Source organism: Patescibacteria group bacterium, assembly GCA_004297215.1.
Taxonomy (GTDB): domain Bacteria; phylum Patescibacteriota; class Patescibacteriia; order UBA9934; family GWF2-40-263; genus 2-01-FULL-63-20.
The window spans coordinates 535,003-548,412 of the sequence record SCUM01000001.1; the positions used below are offsets into that span (position 1 = coordinate 535,003).

At 64.4% G+C, this 13,410-nt stretch carries 18 protein-coding genes; 10 read left to right on the plus strand and 8 right to left on the minus strand.

Annotation, left to right across the window (positions count from 1 at the left end; translation table 11 throughout):
• Nucleotides 1-41: 41 nt before the first annotated feature.
• Nucleotides 42-281 (minus strand): hypothetical protein, encoded by a 240-nt coding sequence (locus EPO34_02705; protein TAK04042.1) that lies wholly within the window; start codon nucleotides 279-281, stop codon nucleotides 42-44.
• Nucleotides 282-305: 24 nt separating this feature from the next.
• Nucleotides 306-1,364, minus strand: a complete 1,059-nt coding sequence (locus EPO34_02710) for a hypothetical protein (GenBank protein ID TAK04043.1) — start codon at nucleotides 1,362-1,364, stop codon at nucleotides 306-308.
• A gap of 272 nt (nucleotides 1,365-1,636) precedes the next feature.
• Here EPO34_02710 and EPO34_02715 point away from each other — a divergent pair, with 272 nt between their 5' ends.
• The 7 genes from EPO34_02715 (at nucleotide 1,637) to EPO34_02745 (ending at nucleotide 5,914) form a co-directional block, all read left to right on the plus strand.
• Nucleotides 1,637-2,053 carry a hypothetical protein gene (locus EPO34_02715; protein ID TAK04044.1) on the plus strand — a complete coding sequence of 139 codons (417 nt, stop codon included), beginning with the start codon at nucleotides 1,637-1,639 and terminating at the stop codon, nucleotides 2,051-2,053.
• A gap of 12 nt (nucleotides 2,054-2,065) precedes the next feature.
• Nucleotides 2,066-2,410, plus strand: coding sequence for a DUF469 family protein (locus tag EPO34_02720; protein ID TAK04045.1), 345 nt, complete (start codon nucleotides 2,066-2,068; stop codon nucleotides 2,408-2,410).
• Nucleotides 2,410-2,946 (plus strand): HIT family protein, encoded by a 537-nt coding sequence (locus EPO34_02725; GenBank protein TAK04046.1) that lies wholly within the window; start codon nucleotides 2,410-2,412, stop codon nucleotides 2,944-2,946. Before EPO34_02720 ends, EPO34_02725 begins: the two co-directional genes overlap by 1 nt.
• Nucleotides 2,947-2,987: 41 nt before the next feature.
• The gene (locus tag EPO34_02730; protein ID TAK04047.1) at nucleotides 2,988-3,203 is read left to right on the plus strand and encodes a hypothetical protein; all 216 of its coding nucleotides are present in this window, start codon (nucleotides 2,988-2,990) and stop codon (nucleotides 3,201-3,203) included.
• Between the two features lie 155 nt (nucleotides 3,204-3,358).
• Nucleotides 3,359-3,724: a hypothetical protein gene (locus EPO34_02735; GenBank protein TAK04048.1), complete on the plus strand. Its 366-nt coding sequence runs from the start codon at nucleotides 3,359-3,361 to the stop codon at nucleotides 3,722-3,724.
• Nucleotides 3,721-4,224 (plus strand): hypothetical protein, encoded by a 504-nt coding sequence (locus tag EPO34_02740; protein TAK04049.1) that lies wholly within the window; start codon nucleotides 3,721-3,723, stop codon nucleotides 4,222-4,224. Before EPO34_02735 ends, EPO34_02740 begins: the two co-directional genes overlap by 4 nt.
• A gap of 223 nt (nucleotides 4,225-4,447) precedes the next feature.
• Nucleotides 4,448-5,914 carry a hypothetical protein gene (locus tag EPO34_02745; GenBank protein ID TAK04050.1) on the plus strand — a complete coding sequence of 489 codons (1,467 nt, stop codon included), beginning with the start codon at nucleotides 4,448-4,450 and terminating at the stop codon, nucleotides 5,912-5,914.
• 112 nt (nucleotides 5,915-6,026) lie between these two features.
• Here the strand turns inward: EPO34_02745 and EPO34_02750 are convergent, their stop codons facing one another.
• The 4 genes from EPO34_02750 to EPO34_02765 are packed head-to-tail and all read right to left on the minus strand — an operon-like array spanning nucleotide 6,027 to nucleotide 8,843.
• On the minus strand, nucleotides 6,027-6,782 hold the full coding sequence (locus EPO34_02750) for a hypothetical protein (protein ID TAK04051.1): 756 nt from the start codon (nucleotides 6,780-6,782) through the stop codon (nucleotides 6,027-6,029).
• Nucleotides 6,783-6,786: 4 nt separating this feature from the next.
• Nucleotides 6,787-7,161 (minus strand): polymer-forming cytoskeletal protein, encoded by a 375-nt coding sequence (locus EPO34_02755; protein ID TAK04052.1) that lies wholly within the window; start codon nucleotides 7,159-7,161, stop codon nucleotides 6,787-6,789.
• A gap of 57 nt (nucleotides 7,162-7,218) precedes the next feature.
• Entirely contained in the window at nucleotides 7,219-8,568 is a 1,350-nt protein-coding gene (locus tag EPO34_02760) for a sensor histidine kinase (protein ID TAK04053.1), read from the minus strand.
• 2 nt (nucleotides 8,569-8,570) lie between these two features.
• Nucleotides 8,571-8,843, minus strand: coding sequence for a hypothetical protein (locus EPO34_02765; GenBank protein TAK04054.1), 273 nt, complete (start codon nucleotides 8,841-8,843; stop codon nucleotides 8,571-8,573).
• On the opposite strand from EPO34_02765, the gene EPO34_02770 reads away from it, so the two are divergent.
• Genes EPO34_02770 through EPO34_02780 form a run of 3 tightly spaced genes read left to right on the plus strand, consistent with a single transcriptional unit; the run spans nucleotide 8,831 to nucleotide 11,289 of the window.
• Complete coding sequence (locus EPO34_02770; protein ID TAK04055.1) at nucleotides 8,831-9,826, plus strand: DUF2156 domain-containing protein; 996 nt, start codon at nucleotides 8,831-8,833, stop codon at nucleotides 9,824-9,826. The genes EPO34_02765 and EPO34_02770 overlap by 13 nt on opposite strands.
• Before the next feature lie 30 nt (nucleotides 9,827-9,856).
• Entirely contained in the window at nucleotides 9,857-10,684 is an 828-nt protein-coding gene (locus tag EPO34_02775; GenBank protein ID TAK04056.1) for a hypothetical protein, read from the plus strand.
• 5 nt (nucleotides 10,685-10,689) lie between these two features.
• Nucleotides 10,690-11,289 carry a hypothetical protein gene (locus EPO34_02780; protein TAK04057.1) on the plus strand — a complete coding sequence of 200 codons (600 nt, stop codon included), beginning with the start codon at nucleotides 10,690-10,692 and terminating at the stop codon, nucleotides 11,287-11,289.
• Nucleotides 11,290-11,298: 9 nt separating this feature from the next.
• Here the strand turns inward: EPO34_02780 and EPO34_02785 are convergent, their stop codons facing one another.
• Nucleotides 11,299-11,649: a hypothetical protein gene (locus EPO34_02785; GenBank protein TAK04058.1), complete on the minus strand. Its 351-nt coding sequence runs from the start codon at nucleotides 11,647-11,649 to the stop codon at nucleotides 11,299-11,301.
• An 8-nt stretch (nucleotides 11,650-11,657) separates the two neighbouring features.
• Complete coding sequence (gene argS / locus EPO34_02790; protein ID TAK04059.1) at nucleotides 11,658-13,358, minus strand: arginine--tRNA ligase; 1,701 nt, start codon at nucleotides 13,356-13,358, stop codon at nucleotides 11,658-11,660.
• Nucleotides 13,359-13,410 lie beyond the last annotated feature (52 nt).

A 13,410-nucleotide genomic window follows, 5' to 3' on the forward strand; every position in this document is an offset into this window, starting at 1 on the left:
CCGCCGTTCGGTGCAGGGTCACGGCAACATGGCGGCAACAGCTACTTGGGCTCCGCCCAGCCATCAGGCGGGGTCCTCTGCGTCCTCACCCACTCTTCTGCGCTCTCCTTCGCGTGCCGTTCGGCGGACGTGTGCACGCGGCCCTCTCCAGAAAAATCCGGGCCGACACGATCGCCCGTGTCGCGGCGAACGACCGTCGCCGTTGCCTGCCATCCGACACGAACCTTCTGCTTCCCGCTCACCGTGATGCTCCAGTACTTGTTGATGTCGTACGTCGCCATGCATCCTCCGGCTCCCGCCAGCGTTCAATCGCACGTCGGGTGCAATTCCCGCCTTGTCGAATCCCCGCACGTGGCCCAGCTCGACGAGGCGTTGTACTTCGTGTTGAAGTACTCGGCCATGCTGTCGTCGTTGCAGACATGACCACCGGTTGTCGGCTCAATGGCGTCGTAGGGCGTGGAGCAGCCGCCTGCGTTTCCGTAGAGAAAGGTGTCGCTCGACTTGAACGGTTGGAGCGGAGGCAGATAGTTGGAGCGGTCGCCCCACGTCTTCGGGCAACCCGCGGCATCGAACATCGAGTTGTGTGTCGCCGCGGTCCCGTGGTTCTTTGTGTCGATAGTCTTCAGGAGCGCCGTTCCGCTCGAGTTATATACAAATACCAGCGCAGCAGAGTGTTCGCCGAACGACCAGCAGCACGGCTTCCACCGGATGTATGCCCTGTGCATATATCGTACTGAGGTCGCAGTGAATCCTTGCATCATTGAAGAAAAATCGAGGATCTCGCCATTGGCTTGATCCTCGACCTCCGACACATCGGGCTGTGGGTCAGCTGCGGGCAGTTTCACGCCGCGCCATGTCTCGTCTTGCAAGGTGATATTCGCGATGTCCCGGAGTCCTTCTAGGCTCCACTTGAACTGTGCAAGGATCTCCTCATCGTTCTCCAGAAAATCGGCGGCGTCTCGGGCAAGAACCAGATCCTCATATCGCTGCTTCATGTTCAGATCGTCGGGGGGAGGCCGTATGCGTTCCCCCACATCGGGATCCAACGCTGTGTCTCCGCCGAACTGCGTAAGGAACACGAGGTCGTTCCGATCCGCAACCAGCAGATCGTCAAGAGTGCTCGATTCTTCGTCCGGGTTCCCAAGCCAGCTTTCTGGTCGCAGGGGTCCGCGCTCGAACTCGATCGACACGCGGGCCTCGCCGCGCTCGACGACAACCTTGAGTTTCGTCGCCGAAATCTCCTTGGAGACCATCTGGACATCGCTGAGTGCCGTCTCGTTGGCAGGATCTTGCACGGCGCACCCCATGCCGACGAGGGAGACGGCGGTTGCAAGTGCCAGGACGGTAGTCGTGAAGTTGCGCATAGAAGGCTCCCATGTAGGAGAAGGTATCACCCGGAGCCTTGGTTTGGCGAGCTGACCCCCTAGATCAGATCTGAAGTCAAGTGCTTTCCTCACATTTCGGGGACTTGCGTGGGCGACCGCCGCGCAGGGACAGCCAGCCATGTGTCAGGCTGGCAGCAAGGGGCCGCAGGCATCGTCGACAAACGCCACCGCGCGCTGGCTGAGCAGCGGTGCGAGGCGCCCACTATACTGGCGAGGTCAACGACGAGGTTTCGATGACCGCACCCGCCACCATGCACACCCTCGCCCTCACTATCACCAAGCCGTACGAACACCTCCGCCCGCGCGTGAACAAGCTCCTCGCCAAGCGCTTCCACCTCACGCCCGCCGTCCCGTGGTCCAGCTACCTCGGCCCGCAGCGCTTCCCGCCGAAGATGACGGTGGCGCTGCTCAAGCGGCTCTTCGCGCGCATCGGGCTGCCCGCCGAGGGGTACGACGCGCTGCTGTCGCCGTCAAACCACCTCCCCATCGCCTTCGGGATGCTGTCCACCGCCCGTCGCCGCGTCGACTACGGCCTCGTCGCGCACCTCCTCAAGGAGGCCGCGAACCGCATCGAGAGCGGAGCCCCGGCCACGGGCTTGATGCGTCAGATTCGGGCGGCGTCCACCGAGCTTCATGCGCGCCAGGCACGCCACCCGCGTTCGGCATGAGCCGGCTGCGGTGTGTACGATCCAGCCGTGGAACTTACTGGCAGCGGCTCCATCCGATACGGCTTCGAAGTGCGCGTCCGATTGCGCGCGAGCGCCGACCCCGGTGCGTTCATCGACCGGCTCATCGACGCGGTCGAAGTCGGCGGACTGTCGTTGGGCGGTGGCGGTCGCGTGGATCACTTCGCGGGCTTCGTCGCCCGCATGGACGACTTGAGCGCGACGGAGGCCGATCGCACATGGCTTGGGGCGTTTCTCGTTGCAGACGCCGACGTCGAGCACCACGAAGTCGGTGGACTGGTGGACGCGGACGCCGAGCCCGATGCCGCCGACCACAAGACGCGTAGCGGAGCCGCCTGATGACCTGCATCTTCTGCGACATAGTTGCCGGCAAGGCGCCTTCGCATCCCATCTGGGAGGACGACCATCATCTGGCGTTCCTCTCCATCTTCCCGAACACCGAAGGCGCTTCCGTCGTCGTCCCCAAGCGTCACTCCCCGAGCTACGCGTTCGACGTCCACGACGACGTGCTCATCGACCTCGTTCTCGCCACCGGGCACGTGGCGCGGCGCCTCGACGGGGCGCTCCAGGGCGTCGGACGCACCGCCATGGTGCTGGAGGGGTTCGGCGTCGACCACCTCCACGCCAAGCTGTTCCCCATGCACGGCACGCAGATGGCCGAGTGGCGTCCGGTTTCCTCGACGGTTCGTACCCACTACGCGACCTACCCGGGCTTCATCGCTTCCCACGACGGGGAGCGCGCTGACGAAGCCGCGCTCGCCTCGCTCGCGGCGAAGATCCGCAGCCACATCTCAAGAGCCGACATGCATGAGGACCACTTGGATCGGAAGGTGCCGGTGCAACGGAAATGGATACGGACAGGTGATATGCCCTGATTGATCTTGGTTTAAGTAGTGACAATTAGTCGGAGGCATGGATGTCACAGCTGAACGTTGATGGGCTCACTCCCGAAGAGATCAAGCTCCTTGAAACGCTCGCGAACACGCTGCGCGCGTCGCGCGACCGGGAAGCGGTGCGCGAGAGTTTCCGGACTCGCTGGGAGGAGTGGACCCGGACGGCCCCCTCGCTCTCGGAAGAAGAGGTGGGCACTGCCATCGCCGAGGCGATCGCTGAGGTCCGGGGACATGTGTGATTAGGGCGGCTGTTCGGCGCCGACGAGGCCGGAGCCGATGGTCGTCCCGGGCGCGTCCGCGCTCTGGCGGATTTGGCGCCGCCGACGGAGCGGCGCCATGACCGAGATGCCGAAAAGGCCGAGGGCGTTGGCCCACGGTTGCATTGATATCGTGAATGCTGGACAATTCCTTTATTTCATGGTTAGTATTTGTCGATCCGTGGATGCGCCACGGTTCACGGAAAAACCAAAGGGAGTCGGTCATGGCATCCCCCATCCAAGTCTCGTTTGAGGCGCCGATAAGCAGGGCGCGCAAGGCGGAGGTCGTGCGTCGAACGCGCCAGCGCATCGCGATCGAGCTCTTCAAGGACAGCACGTGGTCCGCGGGGCTCGCGGCCAAGATGTGCGGCCTCACCTACCGTGACTTCCTCGAGCTGCTCCGGAAGGAGGGCGTCACGTATTCGCGCCCCGTGAAGGGGGCCACGGCGGCAGGGCGACGGGCACTCTCCGGTGTCAGGCGTCGCGGCGCCGTGGGCCGATGAAGCTGATCGTTGACGCCGGACCGGTCATCGTCCTTTCCCAGATCGGCCGCATCGACATCCTCCCCGAGTTCTTCGACCCGGTGGTCGTGCCCAGGGAGGTCGCGCATGAGCTCGCACGCCCGGGGGACACACGGCCGGGATCGGGGTTCGTCAGCTTGCCGTGGGTGCGCGTCGAGCATGCCGATCCCAGACACGAGAGCCTCTTGCCGCCCGCGCACGGTCTCCACCGCGGAGAAGCCTCGGCGCTCATCCTGGCGGTTCAAGCTCTCCAAGCCGGCGAGGAGATGAGGGTGCTCATCGACGACGCCGCGGCGGTCAAGGCGGCCACCGCCTTGGGCGTGCCCTTCTTCCGAGTCGGCAACCTGCTCGTCCATGCCGCGCAGGAGGGCGTCATCGACCTCGCGGCCGCCGAAGCCGCGGTGCGCCAGCTCGCGGCTTGCAGGTACATCGACGCGCGCGTGGAACGCCGGCTCCTCGCCGACCTCGCGAAGCGACGGTGACGAACCTCCGCCACGACGATCAGGAACGCAGAGGGTCCGAAAGGGCCCTCTTTTTTTCGCCTTCCCTCGGCACGGCATGGGGGCATGACCATGGCTTCCAGCCTCCCACGCGCGGGCGAGGCGGCGCACGATCCGCTCGTATGGCCCGCCTCCGCGATTTGACGCGTTCGTCGCTTCGATCAATTGATGGAGGCGGCCTCCCTTCGACAGCTAACCCTGCCCTATGACCCCCTGCGTGATGTACACGCGGGTCTCGTCGGAAGAGCAGGCGAAGGTGGGGTACTCGATCCCTTTCCAGCGCGCCCGGCTCGAGGCTCACGCGCTCGACCGCGGCCTCGAGGTCGTCGAGCGCTTCGAGGACGTCCACAGCGCCAAGCAGACGGGGCGCCCGTCCTTCGAACGGCTGCTGCGATACGTCGAGGCGCACCCCCTCGTGCGCACGGTGCTCGTCCACCGGGTGGACCGGCTCATCAGGAACCACTACGAGTACGGCCTGCTCGTCGAGCAGCTCGGGCTGCGCGTGCTCTCCGTCGTGGAACCGGCCGAGGACAGCGCGGCCGGGCGCCTGCAGCACGGGGTCTCGGTGGTGATGGCCAAGTACCACTCGGACAACCTCTCCCAGGAGGTCGTGAAGGGGCTGCGCGCGAAGTTCGAGGCCGGCGGCTGCGTCACGAAGGCGCCCGTCGGCTACAAGAACGTCACGCGCACCCGCACGGAGAAGGCCAAGGTCATCGTCGACGGCAAGACGGCTCCCGCCGTGCGTCAGCTCTTCGAGACGTACGCGACGGGGCAACACAGCCTGGGCTCACTGGCCGAGGAGTTCTCCGATCTCGGGCTCACGACGAAGGACGGCCACCGCTTCACCGACGAGCGGGTGAAGCGCGTCCTGCAGCACCCGTTCTACGCCGGCCTGGTCCGCTATCGCGGTGACGTCCACGAGGGCACCCACCCGCCCCTCGTGTCCCGCGAGCTGTTCGAGCGCGTGCAGAGCGTCATCCGCGGCCGCAGCGACGTGCACGGAGCCAAGGGGAGCAAGTTCTTCCTCCTGCGCGGGCTGCTCTGGTGCGGCACGTGCGGCACAAAGCTCACCGCCGAGGACCACCCAAAGGGCAGCTATTACCGCTGCCTCCCTGGCCCCGATGGACGACGCGGATCCTGCCCGTACGTGCGGGTGCGCGCCCTCGACGGCCAGGTCGTCGCGCTGCTCAAGCTCATCGAGCTCACGCCGGCATTGAAGGCCGAAGCACTCGTGAGGCTCCAGGCTGAGGACGCCGCGCGGGCGAAAGCTAGGGTGACAGACGAACCCAAGCTGCTTGAGCGCAAGCGCAAGCTCGAGGACAAGCTCGCCCGCCTCACGGACGCCCTCGCCGACGGCACCCTTCCCAAGGAGGAGTACCGCGCCCGCCGTCTCGCGATCGACGACGACCTCCGCGAGGTCGATGAACGGACCGCCTTCCTCAACGAGGACTTCACGGCGCTGCTCGGCAACCACGAGGTCGCCATCGAGACCGCCGCGTCCCTCACCGCGTTCTACGGGTCGGCGGCCACCGAGGAGGAGCGCAAGACCCACCTGCGCCGCGTCTTCCAGCGGATCGAGGTCACGAACAAGGAAATCACAGGAATCGAGTACAACCCGCCGTTCGACCTGCTCCTGACGAACCCCGTCAAAGCAGGTTCGAGGATGTCGTGAAGTGCGCGCTCGTGGGGAAGCATCGTGACTGGACGATGCCGCCCCGCCCCTCAAGGAATCTCCCTTGATGAGCACCAAAAACACCCGCATGAAGCGGGTGTTTTTGTTTGTGTCAGAACATCCTGCTGCGTCCGGTGATGACCTTCAGCATCTTGGGCTCGATGGAAATGTCGAACCGGTCGGAGGTCATCTCCTCGCCGTCGGCCACGATGGTGAACGGCTTGTCGTCGCGCAGCTCCATGCGCGTGAACGGGAGCACGGTGCGGCCCATCTTGGGCTTCCGGAAGAACCTCCATCCGCGCGGCTCCTCCACCTCGAGGACGGCTTCCAATTTGCCGTCGCGCGGATCGGCCACCTGCTCCGGGCTGGGTACGAACCCCACCGCCAGGTTGCGCACCTGCAGGCTCCCGGCCTTCTTGGGCCGCATCCGGAACGACGCGCAGGAGATCTCGGCCCTGAACGGGGCGCAGGCGATGCCGGCCAGGAACCGCTTCCCGTTCACCACCCCCATGTCGATCGTCTCCACGATGCGGCCGGACAAGACGTCGCAGGCCTCCACCCCCTCCGGGATGCCGAGCAGGCGCGCCAGGAATGTGGGGGCGCCAAGCGGGATATAGCCGAAGGTGGTGCCGGGATATTCCGCCACCACGTCGAGCACGCGCCGCGCCGTCTCGTCGTTCCCGACCGCCACGACCGTCGCGAGCCCGCGCGACACCTCGCCCGCGATGATCTCGGAGGGGTCGCGAAAGAGGGCCAGGCGCACCACCTTGCCGCTCAAACCGAGATCCGTGAGGCGCGACTCGATGTCGGCGAGTTCCTTCTGGAACTTCGGTTTTTGGACGAACTCATCGTAAATGTACCCGTACACATCGCTACTCCTCCGTCGCGGCGGCCTCCACGACGCCCATGCTGATGCGGCCGTTCACCACCGCGCCCGGCGCGACGGAGAGCATCTGCGCCTCGATGTCGCCGTGCACGCGCGAGGACTCGAGCAGGTCGAGCCGGTCCGTGACGCGGATGTTGCCGGCCACCTCGCCGGCCACCACGGCGGAGGCGGCCGAGACGTCGGCCTGGATGCGGGCGCTTTCGCCCACGCGCAACGACGCGTCGGTGTGCACCGTCCCCATCACCTCCCCGTCGATCACCACGTCGCCTTTGCTCTGAAAATCCCCCTCCACGCGGACCCCCGTGGCGATGATGGTGTCGGCATGGCTGTTCTGCATGCCTCCCTCGGAACGTTTGAACATACCCGATATTCGTTTGTTTCCCTTACGGTACCGCGCCTCCGGACCATTGTGAAGGCGTCAGGGCCTTGAAAGCGGCAGGCGCACGGTAAACGCGGAACCCTTCCCCGCGCCTTCGCTTTCGGCCTCGATGGACCCGTGCATGGCCTCCATGAGCTTGCGTACCACGTACAGCCCGAGCCCGGAAGAGGATTTCACGTTCTTCGACGCGCTCCCGCGGGCGAATTTCTGGAACAGCTTCCGCTTGTCCGCCTCGCTCAGCCCGTAGCCCGTGTCCTTCACCTCGACCACCGCCTGGCGGCCTTCCGCGCGCACGGTGACGGTGACCTTCCCCTCAGCCGTGTATTTCACCGCGTTGTCGACGAGGTTCATGAACACCTCCTTGAGCTTGTCGGCGTCCGCGAGCACGGTCACCGGCTTCTTCGGCGCGTCGCAGGTGAGCGACAGCCCCGCCTCCTTGGCCTTGGGACCGATGAACGACGTGATCCATCGGCAGATCTCGGTGACGTCCACCTTGTCCTCGCGCACGGCGAGCCGCCCGGATTCGATGCGGGTGAGGTCGAGCAGGTGGTTCACGAGCAGGATGAGCGACTCCGTGCTCGTGCGCAGGGTCTCGAGCGCCGCATGCTGTTTCTTGTTGACCTTCCCTACCATGCCGTCCTCGAGCATGGCCACGTACCCCTTGGTGACCGCGAGCGGGGTACGCAGCTGGTGCGACGCGATGGAAAGGAATTCGGTCTTGAGCGCGTCGAGGTCCTTGAGCTTCCTATTGGCCGCGCGCAGCTTCTCCATGGCGTCCTGGAGCGACTCGTACGTCTGCGCCTTCTGGATGGCGATCACGATGAGGCTCATGAGGCCGTCGAGCGTCTCGCGCTCGTACTCCGTGAGGTCGCTCCCGTCCCGGTTGAGGCCAACGGCGATCACCCCGACCGCCTCCTGGTCGGAGTGGAGCGGGAGAACGAGGACGCTCTGCACGCCGGACTCCGTCTCGAACGCGGTGACGCGCGAGGCGCCGTAGGAAGGGACGAACACGTCCTTGAGGTCCTTCGTGCGGACGATCTTTCCTTGCCGGATCGCCTTCACGCAGGCGTTCGTCCTGCTTGCCAACGGGATCGGGCGACCGGTAGGGACCTCGGCGCACAGGCCGTCGTGCGAGCTGGCGCAGGCGACCGCGCGCCAATGGAGCGAACGCCCTTCGGCAAGCGCGATCGCGATGATGCGGTAGTTGAACTCGGCGGCGAGGATGCGCACGATCTCCGCCGCCATGGGCGAGACCTCGAGCGAGGTCATGGCCGAGGCGTCGAGCCGGCGCAGGAGCGCCATGGTCTTGTTGCGCACCGCGAGCTCCGCGTTCTTCGCGTACAGCTCGCGGTTGACCGAGTCGAGCAGCTGGCGGGACGCGACCGCCATAGCTAACGCAACACGTCGGGCACGTCAGCGGCGGCCATGTCCGGGATGAGCGTCTTCACCGCGTCGCGGCAGACTTCCACGGACGCCGGGCCGAACAGCCCTTCATAACGGCCGACGAGGCGCGTGAGGACCTCCTTCGAGCTCCCCGAAATCCCCACCTTCTTTCCCGACACCTTGAGCCCGGGCACCTTTTCCGCCTCACGCCAAGCCAACGGCCCGATCACGAGCTCCTGTTCCTTGATGATGCGTTCGGCGAGGATGGATGCGGCGGGCATACTCCGTCAAGGGTATCACGTTTCCATTTGCCGCGGGAGTGCCCGGCGCGTACCATGTGCCGCGAACCGTATCCCCACGCATGCCAAGCGCCTTCCCGAACTTCGAACCGCTGGGACTCGAGCACAAGCCGCTCGTCGAATCGTACGCATCCAAGTTCCCGCCCTATTCGGATTTCAATTTCACCAGCCTGTACTGCTACAACACCACCGGAAGCGTTGGCGTGTGCACCCTGAACGACAATCTCGTCGTCCGCTTCAGCGACTACCTCACCTGCAGGCCATTCTATTCCTTCCTGGGGGACGTCAAGACGAGCGAGACGGCCCACGCGCTGCTTGAGCACGCGAAAAAGGAAGGAGGAGAGGCGGAGCTGAAGCTGGTCCCCGAATCTGCCGTCCACGGCCTCGACCGCGCGAAATTCCGCGTAGAGGAGGACGGGGACAACGTCGATTACGTCCTTTCGATCGATAGGCTCGAATCGTATGAGGGAAGCAAGCTGAAGCCCCATCGGAACGCCGTCACTCGTTTTTTGCGTTCGCATCGACCCGAGACGCGCCGCCTGGACCTGACGGATCCCGCCATCGAGGAGATGCTTACGACATTCTTCCTGCATTGGGTCGAACAAAGGAAGATCCCGTTCTCCGAGGCGGAAAACGAGTTCAAGGCGATGTCCAACCTCTTCAAGCTTCTTCCTCACGAACCTATTTTCGGCATCGGCATCTTCGTCGACGGGACGCTTGCGGGTTTCTCGATCAGCGAGATCCTCTCCGAAGGATATGCGACCATCCACTATGAGAAGGGGGATCCGTCGCGTTATATAGGCATCTACGAATACGTCACGCAGGAGACGGCCAAGATCCTTTCAGGAATGGGCTGCATGCACATCAATTACCAGCAAGACATGGGGCTGCCAGGCCTCAAGGCATACAAGAAGGGATACCACCCCGCCTCCTACCTCCGAAAATTCCGCGTTTCGTGGAAGTAGATCCGCGCTTGTGATACCATTTCCTTACCTATGAAGTCCCCCGAATCGAAACGGCTGCGAGACGACTGGTCCTTGATGGTCGCCGTGGTGCTGTTCGCGGCCCATCTGGCATGGTGGGCGGCGTTGACCTTTACGAACGCCCCCGATGAGACGAAAGCGATCTGGGGGGCCTCCTATCAGACGGTCGCGCTCTGGGGCGGCATCTGTGGACTCATCATCGCCCGCTCCTGGGGCGGGATGGGAAGCGTGATGGGGCGGTCCGTGGGCGCGTTCGCGCTCGGCCTTCTGCTGCAGAACCTCGGACAGAGCGTGTTCAGCTATTACAACGTCATCGCGCACGTGGAGATGCCCTACCCCTCGCTCGCCGACCTCGGGTATTTCGGCAGCATCCCCTGCTACATTTACGGCGCCATCATGCTCGGGAAGGCGTCGGGCGTGAACATCTCCCTCAAGTCGGTCTCAAGCAGGCTCCAGGCGGTAGCGATCCCGCTCGCGATGCTCGGCCTTTCGTACTATCTCTTCCTGCGAGGATACGAGTTCGACTGGTCCGCCCCGCTGCGGATCTTCCTGGATTTCGGCTACCCGTTCGGTCAGGCGATCTACGTGTCGGTCGCGATGCTCGTCTACCTGCTCTCCACGAAGACGCTCGGCGGCATCATGAAGGACAAGGTGCTGCTCATCCTGTCGGCGCTCGTCGTCCAATACGCCGCGGATTACAATTTCCTGTCCCAAGCGTACGCGGGCACATGGGGCGTGAGCGGGTACGGGGACGTCATCTACCTCCTCGCCTACTTCCTGCTGGCCATTGGACTCATCCGGCTCAAGACCGAGTACATCCACCCGCGAGAAAAAGCCTGAACGTCATGGACTGGCACCTCTTGATCGGCATCGCGGCTGGCGTCCTCCAGGTATCAGCCATCGTCCCGTATGTGCGGGACATCCTGAAGCGCCAGACGAAGCCGAATATCGTCTCCTGGGCGCTATGGACCCTCATCCAATTGATCGCCATCTGGGTGCTGGTCACCTCGGAGGCGGGATTCTCCTGGTCGCTCATCCTGCTCCTCGCCACCACCTTCAACACCGGGTTGGTGGTGGTGCTGTGCCTCATGGGATACGGCTACAAGGAGTTCGGGCACGTCGAGAAGGCCTGCCTGACGATCGCCCTGGTCGCTATCGCGCTCTACGTCTTCACGAAGGACGCGGCCCTTTCCCTCGCCTTCGACATCGTGGCGGACCTGGTGGCCGCGACCCCTACGATCGTGAAGACGTTCCGCGAACCGCACACGGAAGCCGTCATGCCCTGGGTCATGGTATCCGTCGCCGCCGCGCTCGGCGCGTTGTCGAGCACCATCATCGACGTCGAGAACCTGGCCCTGCCGATCTATCTCGCCTTCGTGAACGGACTCATCGCCGCCATCGCCTTTTTCGGCCAAAGGGCGAAGCCGCAGAGCGCCCAGGCCTGACACGGACCGTCATCCCCACCACACCGTCTTCTCGCGCACGATCGAGTCCGGCGTGCCGAACGCCGTAAGGCAGCGGTCGCGGACGAGCTCGATGACGAACGGTTTGCACGAAAAGATGTCGATGAGCGCTTCGTCGTGGTTCGTGAAGGTATGGACGCTGATGTGGGAGAAGTCGAGCACCGCGAACCCCGAGAGTCCCGGGTTCTCGGGAATCCCTTCGCACACGGTCGGCCCGGCGATGACCGACATCCCGATTGACTCGACCGTCTCCTTGATGAACCGCGACAGGGCTCCGGCGTCGCGGATGACGGGATCGGCGTGATCGATGTCGAAAATGACGTGGTAGCGCGGGGTTCGCATATGTTCGGTCACATCTCCTCCACCGTGTCGATCCCGAGCAGCGCGAGGCCGTTTTCCATCACCTGGCGCACGGCGTCCACGAGGGCGAGGCGCTGCGCCTTGGCTGCGCCTTGGCTCTCGAGCACGTTCACGGCCTCATAGAAGGCAGCGAACGCCTGGGCGAGGTCGAACAGGCATTGGGCGATCCCGCTCGGGTGGATGGCGCTCGCGGACTCGTGCACCGTCTCCGGAAAGCGGGCGAGCTTCATGAGCAGCGCGCGTTCGGTGGGGTGCGTGAGGGCGTCGCCGGCGTTGGCGCGCTTGGCGCGACCCGCCTTCTTGAGCAGGCTCTTGGCGCGCGCGCAGGTATAGAGCAGGTACGGGCCGGTGAATCCGTCGAAGGAGAGCGCCTCCTGCATGTCGAAGGTGATTGCCTTGTCGAGGTCCTGCTTGAGCACCCCGAACCGGATGGCGGCGAAGGCGACGGCGCGGGCGACCTTCTCGACCTTCTTCGCGGCCCAGTCCTGGTGGCGCTTCGCGGTCTCGGCGCGGGCGAGGGCGACCATCTCGTCGCGGAAGGATTCGTACCGGATGATGTTCCCTTTCCGCGAAGACATGGCCCCTTCCTTGAGCGTGATGAACTCGTAGGATACGTGCCCGAGCTCCTTTTGGAACCCGGCGCGCTTGAGGGTCGCGAACAATTGCTTGAGCGCAAGGCTCTGCCGCCCGTCCACCACGTACAGGCTGCGGTCCGGATGGAAATCGTCTTCCTTGCGATAGGCGAGCGCAAGGTCCTTGGCGTTGTACAGGAGCGTCCCGTCGCTTTTCACGAGCAGGTTCACGCCCAGCTTCTCGGGGGTGAGATCCACGATCACGGCCCCTTCGCTTTGCACGGCGATGGAGCGATGGCGCAGGTCCTCCACGAGGCGTTTGGTCTCGCCGATGAGCTCGGACTCGTAATACGTCTTGTCGATGGTGAGCCCGAGCTCCTTGAAGATGGCGTGGAGCTCCGCGAGCGACCACTTGCGGCTCTTCTTCCACGAGGAAACGTACGGGCCCTTGAGCTCCTCCAGGTCGCGATGGATGACCGACACTTCCTTCTTCACCGCTTCGGGATCCGCCTCCTCGGCGCGCACCGCCTCGGTATACATGCGGCCCATGAACGCGATGCGGTCTTCCTTTCCTGGCAGCTCCCCGCTCTTCTTCATCATCCAGAGGGTCTTCGCCACGTGCGTGCCCAGGTCGTTGATATAGGAAACGGGGATCACCTCGTACCCGGCGGCGGATAGCAGGTTCACTACGGCCTGGCCCACGAAGAAGTTGCGCAGATGGCCCACATGCGCCTCCTTGTGCGTGTTGGGATTGGCGAACTCCACCATCACGCGCGTCTTCCCCGGCGGCGCCTTGCCATAGGCGTCTCCCTGCGCGACGATCTCGCCGAGCGCCGCGTCGCCGAGCGCCTTCATGTCGAGCGTGAAGTTGACGAACGGCCCGGCCGCGACGGCTCGCGCGACGAACCCCTTGGTCTCCAGCTTCGCAGCGATCTCGCTCGCGAGCTCGGTCGGGTTCCTCTTCGTCGCCTTCGCGAGCGCGAAGCACGGGAACGCCACCTCGCCCAGTTTCGCGTCCGGCGGGGTCGTCAAATCCGCCACGGTGGGGGTGAATTCCTTCCCCACCGCGGATTTCAAGTCGAGCAGGATCTGCCGCTTGGCGTCTTGGAAGGCGGACATAAGACTCAGGGGGTAGGGGGTAGTACGTAGTGCGTAGGATTTTCTACCACCT

Excerpts from the sequence above, each read along its gene's own strand:
- EPO34_02705 (TAK04042.1), bottom strand. The coding sequence starts at position 281 with ATGGCGACGTACGACATCAACAAGTACTGGAGCATCACGGTGAGCGGG.
- EPO34_02710 (TAK04043.1), bottom strand. The coding sequence starts at position 1,364 with ATGCGCAACTTCACGACTACCGTCCTGGCACTTGCAACCGCCGTCTCC.
- EPO34_02715 (TAK04044.1), top strand. The coding sequence starts at position 1,637 with ATGCACACCCTCGCCCTCACTATCACCAAGCCGTACGAACACCTCCGC.
- EPO34_02725 (TAK04046.1), top strand. The coding sequence starts at position 2,410 with ATGACCTGCATCTTCTGCGACATAGTTGCCGGCAAGGCGCCTTCGCAT.
- EPO34_02730 (TAK04047.1), top strand. The coding sequence starts at position 2,988 with ATGTCACAGCTGAACGTTGATGGGCTCACTCCCGAAGAGATCAAGCTC.
- EPO34_02735 (TAK04048.1), top strand. The coding sequence starts at position 3,359 with ATGCTGGACAATTCCTTTATTTCATGGTTAGTATTTGTCGATCCGTGG.
- EPO34_02740 (TAK04049.1), top strand. The coding sequence starts at position 3,721 with ATGAAGCTGATCGTTGACGCCGGACCGGTCATCGTCCTTTCCCAGATC.
- EPO34_02745 (TAK04050.1), top strand. The coding sequence starts at position 4,448 with ATGACCCCCTGCGTGATGTACACGCGGGTCTCGTCGGAAGAGCAGGCG.
- EPO34_02755 (TAK04052.1), bottom strand. The coding sequence starts at position 7,161 with ATGTTCAAACGTTCCGAGGGAGGCATGCAGAACAGCCATGCCGACACC.
- EPO34_02760 (TAK04053.1), bottom strand. The coding sequence starts at position 8,568 with ATGGCGGTCGCGTCCCGCCAGCTGCTCGACTCGGTCAACCGCGAGCTG.
- EPO34_02770 (TAK04055.1), top strand. The coding sequence starts at position 8,831 with ATGCGGCGGGCATACTCCGTCAAGGGTATCACGTTTCCATTTGCCGCG.
- EPO34_02765 (TAK04054.1), bottom strand. The coding sequence starts at position 8,843 with ATGCCCGCCGCATCCATCCTCGCCGAACGCATCATCAAGGAACAGGAG.
- EPO34_02775 (TAK04056.1), top strand. The coding sequence starts at position 9,857 with ATGAAGTCCCCCGAATCGAAACGGCTGCGAGACGACTGGTCCTTGATG.
- EPO34_02780 (TAK04057.1), top strand. The coding sequence starts at position 10,690 with ATGGACTGGCACCTCTTGATCGGCATCGCGGCTGGCGTCCTCCAGGTA.
- EPO34_02785 (TAK04058.1), bottom strand. The coding sequence starts at position 11,649 with ATGCGAACCCCGCGCTACCACGTCATTTTCGACATCGATCACGCCGAT.
- argS (TAK04059.1), bottom strand. The coding sequence starts at position 13,358 with ATGTCCGCCTTCCAAGACGCCAAGCGGCAGATCCTGCTCGACTTGAAA.